Here is a 12,672-nt window from a genome sequence, read left to right as displayed (position 1 = left end):
TCCGGGACGCGCCGCCCATAGTCTGGCGCTATGTGGAAATATCACCCCGACCTGCTCGCCAAACCGGTTCCGCGCTATACCAGCTATCCCACTGCGGTCGAATTTGCAGAGGCCGTGGGGGCGAACGATTATGGGCTGGCCCTTGACCGGATCGAGGCGGCGACCCCCGTGTCGCTCTATGTCCACATTCCCTTTTGTGAGCAGATTTGCTGGTATTGCGGCTGCAACACCGGCGCCGCCAATCGCAAGCAGCGGCTCGCCGACTATCTGACCGCGCTTCGGGCAGAGATTGCGCTGGTTGCCCGGCGTCTCGGCGGACGCGCGCGGGTTCAGCATATCGCGTTCGGGGGCGGCAGCCCCAATGCGATCGCACCCGTTGATTTCGTTCGGCTGCTGGACCGGATCATGACGGTGTTCGACGTCAGCCGACCGACTATCTCGGTCGAAATCGATCCGCGCGGATTTTCGGCGGAATGGGCACTGGTGCTTGCAGCGTCGAACGTCACAAGGGTCAGCATGGGGGTGCAGACCTTCGCGCCCCATATCCAGCAGGCGATCGGACGGGTGCAGCCGCTTGCGGAGATCGAGGCGGCGGTCGCGGCGCTGCGCCTGCGGGGTATCGACGCGATCAATTTCGACCTGATGTATGGCCTTCCGGGACAGACCATCGAAGACCTCGACGCCACGCTTGACGAAACCATTCGGCTCGCGCCCAGTCGGATCGCGCTGTTCGGCTATGCGCATCTGCCGACGATGATCCCGCGTCAGCGCCGGATTGATGCGACCAACCTTCCCGACCATGCGCTGCGTTTCCGTCAGGCCGAACATGGCTTCGGACGGCTGACGGCGGCGGGCTATCTGCCGGTCGGATTCGACCATTTCGCCCGAGCCGACGACAGCTTGGCAGAGGCCGCTCGTGCGGGGCGGGTGAACCGCAATTTTCAGGGATTTACCGAGGATCACGCGCCCGTCCTTCTCGGTTTCGGGGCGAGTGCGATCAGCCGGTTTCCGGGCCTTATCGTCCAGAATGAAAAGCGGGCGGGCCTCTATCGCGACCTGGTCGGCGAAGGGCGGCTCGCCGCCGCGCGCGGTGTCACGCTGGACGAGGAAGAACAGCAGCGCGGTGCGATCATCCGCGATCTGCTGTGCCGGGGACAGGTTGATCTTGGCGAATCTTGGCTCGCTGCCGCCCGCGAGGGGCTGTCCGATTTCGATGCGCTGGGTCTGGTTTGCTGGGATGGTGCGCGGTTGATCGTGCCTGCCGACGCGCTCCCCTACGCCCGGCTGGTCGCCGCCAGATTCGACCGCGTCAGGGGGAATATCGTTCCGGCGGGTGGGGCGCCGCTCCGCGATCGGGATGCGGCAGCGGCCTAGGCCGCCGCTGCTTTCGCGGCGTCGGTTGCGCCGCGTTGCCGGTGCATTCTTTTCGATCCGGCCTCGGCACTGTTTGGTGCGCCGAAGGGGCGCGCTTCGGCTTTCCTCGGCGAAAGGGCGGGGGGCGGGTACTCCGTATCACGCTCATTTCTTCGAATGTCCGCTCGCTCCGGCTTCGAATTCCGCGTCCATCCCACCCGGCGCAGTATCAGCCATCTCACGATGAGAGGCGTCGCTCTGCTTGACAATTTTCCAATTGGGATATTTAGATCCTAAAAAGGACTCTTCCAGTTTGCGCTTGATAGGCGCCTGCTTGCGTGGCCGCAAGTGCAGCGTCGGCAAGCGGGAGGGGGCTTTCCCTTCTATCTGCCTGGCTTTGGATTGGTAATTTGACAATGATCGCTGCTTCGCCTGTTGATGCCCGCCGCAAACTGTCCCTGCGACTGTCGGTTGAACGCTTCGCCTATCACCAACCGTTCCGCATCGCGGGGCACGTCTTTACCGAAACCGCGCTGCTCGTTGCCGAGTTGTCGGACGGCGAACATGTTGGGCGCGGCGAGGGGGCGGGGGTCTATTATCTCGGCGACGATGTCGATCATATGCTCCGCGCGGCGACCGGGGTTCGCGCAGCGGTGGAGGAGGGGGCGACGCGGCAGGAGCTTCAGCATCTGCTGCCGCCCGGCGGAGCGCGCAACGCCATCGACTGTGCCTATTGGGATCTGGAGGCGCGCCAGAGCGGGTGCCCGGCCTGGCAATTGGCGGGACTGGCGGCGCCCACGGCGCTTCGTTCGACGCTGACGCTGGGCGCGGCATCGCCCGACGTCATGGCTCAGGCCGCGTGCGCGCTCGATCCCCAGGCGCCGGTGAAGGTCAAGCTGACGGGCGATCTGTCCGATGATGTCGCGCGTATCCTGGCGATCCGCGCCGCACGCCCGGATGCGTGGATCGGTGTCGATGCCAATCAGGGCTATGATCGCGCTTCGCTGCCGCACTTGTTGCCGGTGCTGGTCGATCAGAGCGTTGCGCAGCTCGAGCAGCCGTTGCGCCGCGGCTGCGAAGCCGATCTCGACGGGCTCGACCGGCCGCTTCCCTTCGTCGCCGACGAAAGTGCACTGACGGAAGCGGACACGCCCGCGCTGGTCGGACGTTTCGATGTGGTCAATATCAAGCTCGATAAATGCGGCGGACTTACCGAAGGATTGGCGATCGCGCGTCAGGCGCGTTCGCTGGGGCTCGACGTGATGGTCGGCAATATGATGGGGACCAGCCTGTCGATGGCGCCATCCTATATTCTCGGTCAGCTGTGCGATATTGTCGATCTCGACGGGCCAACCTTTCTCGCCCGTGATCGCACCCCCGGGGTATCATATTCCGGGGGCAAGGTGCATTGCCCCGCCGGGATATGGGGATGGTAAGAATGTCCTATACAGGACAAAAGTTTCTTATTAGGATGATTTGTCGATTTGGCCGACCCGTATCTGGGCGGCGGGCAAGATGGAGATAAAGATGATAAGCGAATCCCGTTTCACGCGCCGCGCGATTGTTGCGGAGCCGTTGGAGCAGTTGGAGGCGCTCCCTGTCCCCTATCTTCTGTTCCTCGGCGACACGACGGAGGCCGGTTTTGCAAAAACGGCCTTTGGCCTTGCCGACTGGGCTCCCGATCGCTGTGTTGGTGAATATGGGGTGGACGGGTGTACGGTATCGGCTGGATTGCCGCACCTGTCCCCGGCGCAGGCGCGTGCGGCAGGGGCGCGGTCGTTGCTGATCGGCGTGGCCAATCAGGGCGGTGTCATCGGCGCGGGTTGGGTCGCGGCACTCGTCGAGGCGATGGAGGCCGGGCTCGACATCGTCAGCGGCCTGCACATGCGCCTTGCCAGCGTTCCCGAACTGGCTGCGGCGGCGCGGCGGACCGGGCGGCGCCTGATCGACGTACGGACACCGCCAGAGGGCATACCGATCGGGACGGGGCGCAAGCGCAGCGGGATGCGGCTTTTGACGGTCGGAACCGATTGTGCCCTTGGCAAGAAATACACGGCGCTCGCGCTGCATCGCGCATTTGTGGCGCGCGGCATCGATGCCGATTTCCGCGCGACCGGGCAGACCGGGATCATGATCGCGGGGCGCGGCGTGCCCATGGATGCTGTCGTGTCCGATTTCGAAGCCGGGGCGGCCGAAATATTGAGCCCTGACGCAGCGGAGGATCATTGGGACATCATCGAAGGACAGGGTTCGATCTTCAATCCCGCTTACGCGGCGGTGTCGCTCGGACTGTTGCACGGAAGCCAGCCTGACGTTTTCGTCGTATGTCACGATCCGGGGCGCAAGGTGATTCTCGGCATGGAAAGCTTTGCCCTGCCGACGGTAGAGGAGGTCATCGATCTGACCATTCGGCTGGGCAGCCGGACAAACCCGGCGATCCGCTGTGCGGGTGTCAGCTTCAATACGGCGGGCCGCGATGCGGCTGAAGCCCAGGCCTTGATGGAGGGCGAGGCGCGTCGCCTGGGATTGCCGGTGGCGGACCCCATCCGCGGCGGGGCTGCGTTTGACGCGCTGGTGGAAAACTGTCTCAAATAACCACGGGCGGCCGGGGAACGGGATCGTGCTTTCCGTTCCCCGGCCTGGCCTTTGTCCATGATCTTGCGCACCGATGCGTGATATCCGGCCTGTGCGCGGGCTGCGTTCGGTGCGGCTTTAGGCGACCGGCTCCCGCCTTTCGCATCCCGCGTCCAGCACGGCGTATAATTCGCCCAGCTTGGCTGCGATCACCGCCGCGCGGGCCGGGCATAGCCCGGCGACCGCAACGTCGATCAGCATCCTGCCATCCGCGATGCGCATCGACATGTCGTCCGGTACGATCGCGCGCTGCGCGAAAAATCCGGCGATGCGTGGCAACGACTGGGCGTCGACAATGGCGTCGATGCGGAAACGGTGCACTCAGGCGGCCTCGCGTCCGGCGTTGGCGATGACCTCTTCCGCCATCTCGTCGGCGACCAGGGCGGGCGACCTCTTTTCGCGGGCGGCACGTTCCAGCAAGGTTGCGACGCGGGGGGCGATGGCGCCGACGCGCGCGGCGACATGCTCCTCATCCTCGCCCAGATATTCGGCCGACACGCTGATGATCCCGCCCGCGTTGGCGACATAGTCGGGAACATAGGTGATGCCGCGTTCCAGCATCCGCGCCGCGACGTCGGGGGCGGCGAGCTGGTTGTTCGCGGCGCCGCAAACCAGGCGGGCTTTCATTGCGTCGACGCTGGCGTCGGTCAGTGCGCCGCCAAGCGCGCAGGGCGCAAAGATGTCGGCATCGACCGCCGCAATGTCCGCCACATCGACGACCCGCGCGCCCAGTATATGCTGCAATCGGTCGCGCCGCGCCGGATTGGGATCGGCGATGATCAGTTGCGCTCCGGCCTCGGCAAGGCGGCGGCAAAGATCGGCGCCGACATTGCCGGTGCCCTGAACGGCGACGGTCAACGCGCCAAGGTCGCGGTCAAAGACATGCCCGGCGGCGACGCGCATCGATTCGAACACGCCGCGCGCGGTCCATGGCGACGGATCGCCTCCGGCCCGGCCCTCGGCAGGGGGCAGCCCGGCGACGTGACGGGTCACGCCTGCGATCTCCTGCATGTCGGCGACGGTCGTGCCGACATCTTCCGCGGTGACGTAAAGGCCGCCGAGCGCTTCGACGGCGCGTCCGAAGGCGCGAAACAGCGCCGCGCGATCGAAATCGCCTTCGGGGCGGCGCAGCACCGCCTTGGCGCCGCCAAAGGGAAGCCCGGCCAGCGCATTTTTATAGCTCATCCCTTCGGCAAGCCGCAGCGCGTCGTCCAGCGCGTCGTCCATATCGGGATAGCTCCAGAAACGGCAGCCCCCGGCCCCCGGACCGAGCGCGGTCGAATGAATTGCAATGATGCCGTCCAGCTGAGCGTCAGCGTCAAAGAGCCGCACGCATTCCAGCGGCGGGGTCAGGCGGGCGGGACGAGCAACCATCGGATATCTCCTGCGAACAATGGCGCCATCATCGCATTTTCGTCGCGGACAAACTTGCTCGCTTTTCTGGACGTCGCGATGGATTCTGGGATAGAATGACCCAACAATAACGTATATGAGAATGATATGACCGATCTTGATGCTTATGAGGTCAAAATCCTCCGCGAATTGCAGCGCGACGCGAATCTGACGACGGCAGAGGTTGCCGACCGGGTCGGCCTGTCGGTTTCGCCCTGTTGGCGGCGCATCGACCGGCTGGAGCGCGATGGCTATATCCGCAAGCGGGTGGCGATCGTCGATCGGCGCAAGGTGGGGCTGAACGCGCATCTGTTTGCGCAGGTAAAGCTGAACGCCCACGGCCGCGCCAACTTGGACGAATTCAGCCGCGCGATCCAATCCTTTCCCGAGGTGCTCGACGCCTATGTCCTGATGGGCAGCATGGATTTCATGCTCCGCGTCGTCGCGCGCGACATCGATGCCTATGAACGTTTCTTCTTCGACCGCTTGAGCAAATTGCCCGGGGTGCAGGAAATCAATTCGACCGTCGCCCTGTCAGAGATCAAGTCGACGACCGAGCTGCCGCTGGAGGCGTGACCGCGGCGGGGCGGGGTGGATCAGGGGCTAGGGCGCCGGGGGCGGTTCCGCGCCCGTCCGGTCGATCGCGCCGGTATCGAGCAACGGCGCGGCGTCGATATCTTCGGCGCCGAGCAGCGCGGCGAGCCGCTCGGTCCCCGCCAGGATCATTGCCTGTTCCCACGTCGCAAGGGCGCCGAAACGGGCGGCGAAATCTTCCTGCAGCAAATCCGGCGCGGCGGCGGTTCGCTGTCGCCCCTGCGGCGTGACGTTCAGCAGGACCTGGCGCTTGTCGCGGTCGCTGCGGGTGCGCGTCACGAGCTCCAGCGCGGCAAGGCGGTCGACGATCGCGGTGATGGTGGCATGGCTGAACTGCAATTGCTGGGCAATGGTGCCGGGGGTCGCGCCGTCGCGCGCTTCGATTTCGCGCAGGACGAGCAGTTGGGACGGGGTCAGGCCGGTGGCCGCGGCCAGCCCGCGCCGTCCCGCTTCGGTCGCGCGCAGGATGCGGCGAACTGCCTTCAGTGTGGCGTTGGCAATCTCGGTCTCCATTCCCGCCGTTTAGCGGCCCCGCGCGCCATCGCCAAAGCCATTCTGCACGCCGCTGCATCGGGCATGTATTTCGATGTTCGAAATATATTTCGGTGGGCGGGGTTGAACCTCGGGCTATTCGGCATATATTTCATCGCATTGTCGCGACTCAGCGTCGCTCGAGCGCATTTTATATTTCAGGAGATAAAAGATTCTTGATCGTCCAAAAGACGATACCCCCCGGAATTATGGGGAGTTCCCTGTCTCCGCCGAGCCGCAAGCCATCCGGCTGCGCCGACCGCAAGCGACCGACGGCCCCGCCGTCACCGCGCTGATTGCCGCCTGTCCGCCGCTCGATCGCAACTCCGCTTATTGCAACCTCGTTCAATGCACGCATTTCGCGGCGCATTGCGTGATCGCCGAACGCGGCGGGCGGATCGTCGGCTGGGTGTCGGGCCACCGGCCCCCCTCCGATCCCGAAGCCTTTTTCGTGTGGCAGGTCGCCGTTGCGGCCGAAGCGCGGGGGCAGGGTCTCGCCGGCCGGATGATCCGGATGCTGCTTGCCCGCCCCGAACAGCGCGGCGTCGCCCGGCTCATCACCACGGTAACGCATGACAATGCGGCGTCCTGGGCGCTGTTTCGCGGTCTCGCCCGCGAATGGGGGGCGGGCCTTGAACAAGAGCCGCTTTTCGAACGCGACGCCCATTTCGCCGGCGCGCACGATACCGAATTTCAAGCCAGCATCGGGCCATTGCTGCCCCGGATGCTGCAACCAGAACAAGGGTAATCAGATGACCATCGTACCAAAACCGTCCGGAACGATTCCGGACCGCAGTATCTATGAGCGCCGGGAATCGGGGGTCCGCAGCTATGCGCGCGCCATGCCGCGCCAGTTCGCAAGGGCCGAAGGCGTCTGGATGCACGACAATCAGGGTGGACGCTATCTCGACTTTCTGTCGGGTTGTTCGACCCTCAATTACGGGCACAATCACCCGATACTGAAACAGGCGCTGCTCGACTATATCGGCGCCGACGGCATCGCCCATGGCCTCGATCTGCATACCGATGCCAAGCAGGATTTCCTCGATACGTTCGAGGCGACGATCCTGAAGCCGCGCGGGCTCGACCACCGCGTGATGTTCACCGGCCCGACCGGCACCAACGCCGTGGAGGCCGCGATCAAGCTCGCGCGCAAGGTAACGGGGCGCGAGATGGTGATCGCCTTTACCAACGGCTTTCACGGCATGACGCTCGGCGCGCTGGCCTGCACCGGCAATGCGGCGAAACGCGGCGGCGCGGGCGTCCCGCTCGCGCATGTTAGCCATGAACCCTATGACGGTTATCACGGACCCGACGTCGATACCGCCGATCTTCTGGAACAGCGTCTTTCCGATCCGTCGAGCGGTCTCGATGCACCCGCCGCGATCCTCGTCGAAACGGTTCAGGGCGAAGGCGGTCTCAACGCCGCATCGCCCGAATGGCTGCGCAAGATCGCGCGGATCGCAAAGGACCATGGCGCCCTGTTGATCGTCGATGACATTCAGGCCGGATGCGGCCGGACGGGCGGCTTTTTCAGTTTCGAGGACATGGGCTTCACGCCCGATATCATCACGCTGGCAAAGTCATTGTCGGGCATGGGGCTGCCATTTGCCCTGACCCTCTTTCGTCCCGAACTCGATCAATGGTCGCCGGGCGAGCATAATGGAACCTTTCGGGGCAATAACCATGCCTTCGTGACGGCCACTGCGGCGCTGCGTCATTTCTGGGTCGGCACCGCCTTTGTCGACGATGTTCGCCGCCGCGGCGATCTGCTCGACCAGCGGCTGGCCGCGATCGCTTCCGGTCATGGGTTTGAAACCCGCGGGCGCGGCATGATGCGCGGCATCAACGTCGGATCGGGCGAATTGGCCGCCACCGTGACCGCGGCCTGCTTCAAGGCCGGGCTGATCATCGAAACCAGCGGCGCCCATGACGAGGTGATCAAGGTTCTGGCGCCGCTCGTCATCGACGATGCGGTGCTGCACGCCGGTCTCGACATTCTGGAAACCGCAATCCGCGACGCGCTGGCGAATGACTACGCCGTCGCGGCCGAATAGGAACAGGAGGATTTTATGATCGTTCGCAATCTGGGCGAAATTCGCAAGACCGACCGCAATGTCCGCTCCGACGGCTGGGCCAGCGCCCGTCTGCTGCTCAAGGATGACGGCATGGGCTTTTCGTTCCACGTCACCACGTTGTTCGCCGGGTCGGAACTCAAGATGCACTACCAGAACCATCTGGAAGCCGTGCTGATCCTGAAGGGCAAGGGCACGATAGAGGATCTGGCGACGGGCGAGGTGCATCGCCTTGCACCCGGCGTGATGTATGCGCTGAACGACCATGATCGTCATATCGTTCGGCCTGAAACCGACATTTTGACGGCCTGCGTCTTCAACCCTCCCGTGACGGGGCGCGAGGTGCATGACGAAAGCGGCGCGTATCCCGCCGACCCGGACATGGTGCGCGAGCCCGCGCCCGCCGACTGACTGTCTCAAACATGAAAGGGGGAAGTCCCATGAAAGACATCTACCCATCCCGCCACGCGGCGCGTCCCGAAATGCTGCCGCGTCAGGATGCGGTCGTGCACCGCGAATGGAACGAGGACGCGCCCGTGACGCGCGAACAGGCCGCGCAGTTCGACCGCGACGGCTATATCGTGCTCGAGGATATTTTTACCGACGAAGAGGTGAAATATCTCCAGCGCGCGGCGGGCGGCCTGCTTGCCGATCCGGCTGCGCTCGATGACCAAACGATCGTTACCGAACCGCAGAGCAGGGAAATCCGTTCGATCTTCGAAATTCATCGGCAGAGCGCGGTGATGGCGCGGCTTACCGCCGACGCGCGCCTCGCCGACGTCGCCCGCTTCCTGCTGGGGGACGAGGTCTATGTTCACCAGTCGCGGCTCAATTACAAACCCGGCTTCAAGGGGCGGGAATTCTATTGGCACAGCGATTTCGAAACCTGGCACGTAGAAGATGGGATGCCGCGGATGCGTGCCCTGTCGATGTCGGTTCTGCTGGCCGAAAACACGCCGCACAATGGACCGTTGATGGTCATTCCCGGGTCGCATCGGACCTATCTCACCTGCGTCGGCGAAACCCCGGACGATCATTATCTAAGCTCGCTGAAAAAGCAGGAATATGGTGTTCCCGACGAGGACAGCCTGGCCGAAATGGCGCACAGCCACGGCATCGTCGCGCCGACTGGAAAACCGGGAACCGTGGTCCTGTTCGACTGCAACCTGATGCACGGGTCGAACGGCAACATCACGCCTTTCCCGCGTGCCAACGCCTTTCTCGTCTATAATGCGGTCAGCAATCGGTTGGAAAAGCCCTTTGGGGTCGAAAAACCGCGTCCCTGGTTTCTCGCCTATCGGGGCGAGCCCCAGGCGATAGAGGTCGCACATGGTCCGCTGTGCGATGCGGTGTCGGCATGACCGGACATCATAGCGTGGAAAAAATCGGTGGCACGTCGATGGCGGCCACCGCGACGTTGTTCGACAATGTGTTGATCGCGGGCCGGTCGGGGGCCGATCTCTACAACCGCATTTTCGTCGTATCGGCTTATGCCGGCATCACCAATCTGCTGCTGGAGGACAAGAAAACCGGACAGCCGGGGGTCTATGGCCGCTTCGTCGCCGATGACGAAGGCGCCGACGGCTGGCGCGACGCGATGGCGGCGGTGCGCCGCGCGATGCACGATCGCAATGCGGCGATGTTCGCACGCGCCGACAGCCGCGCGCAGGCCGACGCTTTCGTCGATGAACGGCTCGGTGCCGTCACGGCCTGTCTCGACGACCTTGCCCGGCTTCGCAGCCATGGCCGCTTCTGCGTCAAGGAACAGCTTGATACGGCGCGCGAACTGCTCGCCGGGCTGGGGGAAGCGCACAGCGCGCACAGCACCGCCTTGCTCCTTCGCGATCGCGATGTGAAGGCGCTGTTCGTCGATCTGACCGCCTGGGACCAGGACGATCTGCGCACGCTCGATCAGCGGATAGAGGAAGCTTTCGCCGCGATCGACCTGTCGGCGACATTGCCGATCGTGACCGGATATGCGGGTTGCCGGGGCGGCATGGTGCGCCGCTTCTCGCGCGGGTACACCGAAATGACCTTTTCGCGCATCGCGGTGCTCACCGGCGCGCGCGAGGCGATCATCCACAAGGAGTTCCACCTGTCCAGCGCCGATCCCAAGCTGGTCGGCGCCGACCGGGCGCGCAAGATCGGGCGGACCAATTATGACGTTGCCGACCAGCTCGCGAACCTGGGGATGGAGGCGATCCATCCGGGTGCCGGGCGCGGGCTGCGACAGACCGATATTCCGCTGCGCGTGCGCAATACCTTCGATCGCGAGGATCCCGGCACGGTGGTATCGGGCAAATATGTCTCCGACGTTCCGCGGGTCGAAATCGTCACCGGCATTCCCCAGATGCAGGCGCTGCAATTTTTCGAACAGGATATGGTCGGGGTAAAGGGCTATGACGCCGCGATCCTCGATGCGCTGACCCGTCACGGTCTCTGGATCGTCAGCAAATCGTCGAACGCCAACACCATCACCCATTATCTTTCGGCCGGCGCGGGGGCGGTGAAAGCGGTGATCGCCGATCTGCAGGAACAATATCCCGACGCCGCTATCTCGGCGCAGTCCGTTGCGATGGTGTCGGTGATTGGCAGCGACATCTCGCGCCCCGGTCTCGTTCCCGATGCGCTGCGTGCGCTCGACGCGGCGGGGGTCGACATGATCGCGATGCAACATCAGATCCGGAACGTCGATGTTCAGTTCATCGTCGCCAGCCGCGATTTCGACCCGGCGGTTCGGGCGCTTCATCAGGCCTTGGTGGAGGAAGAGGGACGGGTGAAAGAGGGGCGGTGCGCCGCCTGACGCGGCCCCTCCACCATCGGAATGTTCGCATCGATCCAGCCTGTGCGCAGCCTGCTGGCCGCCATCTTCGTCCTGATGGCGGGCAGCGGATTTCTTTCGACCCTCATCGGCTTGCGCCTTGAACGCGCGGGCAGCGGAACGATGGTCATCGGCCTGGTCGCCACCGCCTATTTCGGCGGGCTTGTCATCGGCGCGCTGCGCTCGGGTGCCGTCGTGCGGCGGGTCGGGCATATTCGCGCCTTTGCGGCCTTCGTGGCGCTGCTGTCTGCCAGCACGCTGACCTATGCGCTGCTTCAGCACCCGCTGCTCTGGGGAACGCTCCGCCTCGTCGACGGGATATGCGTCGCGGGCATGTTCATCTGTGTCGAAAGCTGGCTCAACGACCGGGCCGAACCCCAGACGCGGGGCAGCGTGCTCGCCTGGTACATGGTGGCGCTCTATTCGGGGCAGGCGTTGGGCCAATTGTTGCTGCGCACCGGAAACAGCGACCCTGCGGTGCCCTTCGAACTGGCATCGATCCTGATCACGCTGGCCATCATTCCCGTCTGCCTGACGCGCAGTCCCGCGCCCGCGTTGGGCGAGGTCGCATCGCTTCCGCTGCGACGACTGTTCGAAGCCTCGCCGCTCGGCGTTGCGGGGGCGGGGGCCACCGGGCTGGTGCTCGGGGCCTTTTACGGGATGGCGGCCATTTATGCCCGGCGCCTGGGGCTCAGCCTTGGCGATACCGCCAATTTCATGATGACGGCGATCCTGGGCGGGGTTGCGCTGCAATGGCCCCTCGGCCGGCTGTCCGATCGCTATGATCGGCGTCACGTCATCATCGGTTGTTTCGCTCTGACGCTGGCGGTCAGCGCGGGGCTCGCGATGCAGCCGCGCGGCCTGTCGCTGCTGGCGCTCGGGGCCGCGTTCGGGGGGCTGGCCTTCGCGCTCTATCCGCTGTGCGTCGCATATGCGAACGACCGATTGCTGCCGTCGGAGCGCGTCAGCGCGAGCAGCCAGCTCGTCCTCCTCTATTCCAGCGGGGCGGCCTTGGGGCCGGTCGGCGCGGCGGTCGCGATGACGCTTGCGGGCAATGGCGGCCTCTTTCTGTTCATCGCCTTTTGCGCCGCCGCGATGCTCGGTTTCGGGCTGTGGAGGCTGGCGACCAGCGCTCCGGTTCCGGGCGCTGAGCAACAGGATTTCCAGATCCTGCCGCGCACCACCCCCGTCGCCGCGCTTCTGGACCCGGCGGGTCCCGCCGACGCGATCGTTTCTGCGGCGGAACCGCACAAGACAACAGGGAAAATATGA

General features: G+C 64.6%; 13 protein-coding genes. 10 read left to right on the top strand and 3 right to left on the bottom strand.

Annotated elements, in window-relative coordinates:
- The first annotated feature begins 30 nt into the window (after positions 1 to 30).
- From hemN to U0S50_RS13770, 3 genes are all read left to right on the top strand, one after another.
- The gene (gene hemN, locus U0S50_RS13780) at positions 31 to 1,374 is read left to right on the top strand and encodes an oxygen-independent coproporphyrinogen III oxidase (RefSeq protein ID WP_322309340.1); all 1,344 of its coding nucleotides are present in this window, start codon (positions 31 to 33) and stop codon (positions 1,372 to 1,374) included.
- A 395-nt stretch (positions 1,375 to 1,769) separates the two neighbouring features.
- Positions 1,770 to 2,789 carry a dipeptide epimerase gene (locus U0S50_RS13775; protein ID WP_322309451.1) on the top strand — a complete coding sequence of 340 codons (1,020 nt, stop codon included), beginning with the start codon at positions 1,770 to 1,772 and terminating at the stop codon, positions 2,787 to 2,789.
- A 91-nt stretch (positions 2,790 to 2,880) separates the two neighbouring features.
- Complete coding sequence (locus U0S50_RS13770; protein ID WP_322309339.1) at positions 2,881 to 3,948, top strand: DUF1611 domain-containing protein; 1,068 nt, start codon at positions 2,881 to 2,883, stop codon at positions 3,946 to 3,948.
- A 117-nt stretch (positions 3,949 to 4,065) separates the two neighbouring features.
- On the opposite strand, the gene U0S50_RS13765 is transcribed toward U0S50_RS13770, so the two are convergent.
- The gene (locus tag U0S50_RS13765) at positions 4,066 to 4,308 is read right to left on the bottom strand and encodes a hypothetical protein (RefSeq protein ID WP_322309338.1); all 243 of its coding nucleotides are present in this window, start codon (positions 4,306 to 4,308) and stop codon (positions 4,066 to 4,068) included.
- On the bottom strand, positions 4,309 to 5,361 hold the full coding sequence (locus U0S50_RS13760; RefSeq protein ID WP_322309337.1) for a Leu/Phe/Val dehydrogenase: 1,053 nt from the start codon (positions 5,359 to 5,361) through the stop codon (positions 4,309 to 4,311). It abuts the gene before it with no gap.
- A gap of 126 nt (positions 5,362 to 5,487) precedes the next feature.
- On the opposite strand from U0S50_RS13760, the gene U0S50_RS13755 reads away from it, so the two are divergent.
- Positions 5,488 to 5,955 (top strand): Lrp/AsnC family transcriptional regulator, encoded by a 468-nt coding sequence (locus U0S50_RS13755; RefSeq protein WP_322309336.1) that lies wholly within the window; start codon positions 5,488 to 5,490, stop codon positions 5,953 to 5,955.
- A 27-nt stretch (positions 5,956 to 5,982) separates the two neighbouring features.
- Here the strand turns inward: U0S50_RS13755 and U0S50_RS13750 are convergent, their stop codons facing one another.
- The gene (locus U0S50_RS13750) at positions 5,983 to 6,486 is read right to left on the bottom strand and encodes a MarR family transcriptional regulator (protein WP_322309335.1); all 504 of its coding nucleotides are present in this window, start codon (positions 6,484 to 6,486) and stop codon (positions 5,983 to 5,985) included.
- A 190-nt stretch (positions 6,487 to 6,676) separates the two neighbouring features.
- Between U0S50_RS13750 and ectA the strand changes: the two genes are divergently transcribed.
- From ectA to U0S50_RS13720, 6 genes are read left to right on the top strand one after another with little or no spacing between them, the layout of a single operon-like run.
- The gene (gene ectA, locus U0S50_RS13745; protein ID WP_322309450.1) at positions 6,677 to 7,252 is read left to right on the top strand and encodes a diaminobutyrate acetyltransferase; all 576 of its coding nucleotides are present in this window, start codon (positions 6,677 to 6,679) and stop codon (positions 7,250 to 7,252) included.
- Positions 7,253 to 7,256: 4 nt separating this feature from the next.
- A complete protein-coding gene (ectB, locus tag U0S50_RS13740) occupies positions 7,257 to 8,561 on the top strand; it encodes a diaminobutyrate--2-oxoglutarate transaminase (protein ID WP_322309334.1) in 1,305 nt (434 codons plus the stop codon).
- Positions 8,562 to 8,576: 15 nt separating this feature from the next.
- Entirely contained in the window at positions 8,577 to 8,990 is a 414-nt protein-coding gene (locus tag U0S50_RS13735; protein WP_322309333.1) for an ectoine synthase, read from the top strand.
- A 29-nt stretch (positions 8,991 to 9,019) separates the two neighbouring features.
- A complete protein-coding gene (gene thpD, locus U0S50_RS13730; protein WP_322309332.1) occupies positions 9,020 to 9,940 on the top strand; it encodes an ectoine hydroxylase in 921 nt (306 codons plus the stop codon).
- Positions 9,937 to 11,382, top strand: coding sequence for an aspartate kinase (locus U0S50_RS13725; RefSeq protein ID WP_322309331.1), 1,446 nt, complete (start codon positions 9,937 to 9,939; stop codon positions 11,380 to 11,382). The genes thpD and U0S50_RS13725 overlap by 4 nt, the downstream gene beginning before the upstream one ends.
- Before the next feature lie 21 nt (positions 11,383 to 11,403).
- The gene (locus U0S50_RS13720; protein WP_322309330.1) at positions 11,404 to 12,672 is read left to right on the top strand and encodes an MFS transporter; all 1,269 of its coding nucleotides are present in this window, start codon (positions 11,404 to 11,406) and stop codon (positions 12,670 to 12,672) included.

The organism is Sphingopyxis sp., from assembly GCF_034380315.1.
Lineage (GTDB): Bacteria > Pseudomonadota > Alphaproteobacteria > Sphingomonadales > Sphingomonadaceae > Sphingopyxis.
The sequence above is the reverse complement of the archived record's forward strand: the minus strand, read 5'-3'. Positions and strand labels throughout refer to the sequence as shown.

Excerpts from the sequence above, each read along its gene's own strand:
- U0S50_RS13755 (WP_322309336.1), top strand. The coding sequence starts at position 5,488 with ATGACCGATCTTGATGCTTATGAGGTCAAAATCCTCCGCGAATTGCAG.
- U0S50_RS13720 (WP_322309330.1), top strand. The coding sequence starts at position 11,404 with ATGTTCGCATCGATCCAGCCTGTGCGCAGCCTGCTGGCCGCCATCTTC.
- U0S50_RS13725 (WP_322309331.1), top strand. The coding sequence starts at position 9,937 with ATGACCGGACATCATAGCGTGGAAAAAATCGGTGGCACGTCGATGGCG.
- U0S50_RS13735 (WP_322309333.1), top strand. The coding sequence starts at position 8,577 with ATGATCGTTCGCAATCTGGGCGAAATTCGCAAGACCGACCGCAATGTC.
- ectB (WP_322309334.1), top strand. The coding sequence starts at position 7,257 with ATGACCATCGTACCAAAACCGTCCGGAACGATTCCGGACCGCAGTATC.
- U0S50_RS13760 (WP_322309337.1), bottom strand. The coding sequence starts at position 5,361 with ATGGTTGCTCGTCCCGCCCGCCTGACCCCGCCGCTGGAATGCGTGCGG.
- U0S50_RS13775 (WP_322309451.1), top strand. The coding sequence starts at position 1,770 with ATGATCGCTGCTTCGCCTGTTGATGCCCGCCGCAAACTGTCCCTGCGA.
- hemN (WP_322309340.1), top strand. The coding sequence starts at position 31 with ATGTGGAAATATCACCCCGACCTGCTCGCCAAACCGGTTCCGCGCTAT.
- thpD (WP_322309332.1), top strand. The coding sequence starts at position 9,020 with ATGAAAGACATCTACCCATCCCGCCACGCGGCGCGTCCCGAAATGCTG.
- U0S50_RS13750 (WP_322309335.1), bottom strand. The coding sequence starts at position 6,486 with ATGGAGACCGAGATTGCCAACGCCACACTGAAGGCAGTTCGCCGCATC.
- U0S50_RS13770 (WP_322309339.1), top strand. The coding sequence starts at position 2,881 with ATGATAAGCGAATCCCGTTTCACGCGCCGCGCGATTGTTGCGGAGCCG.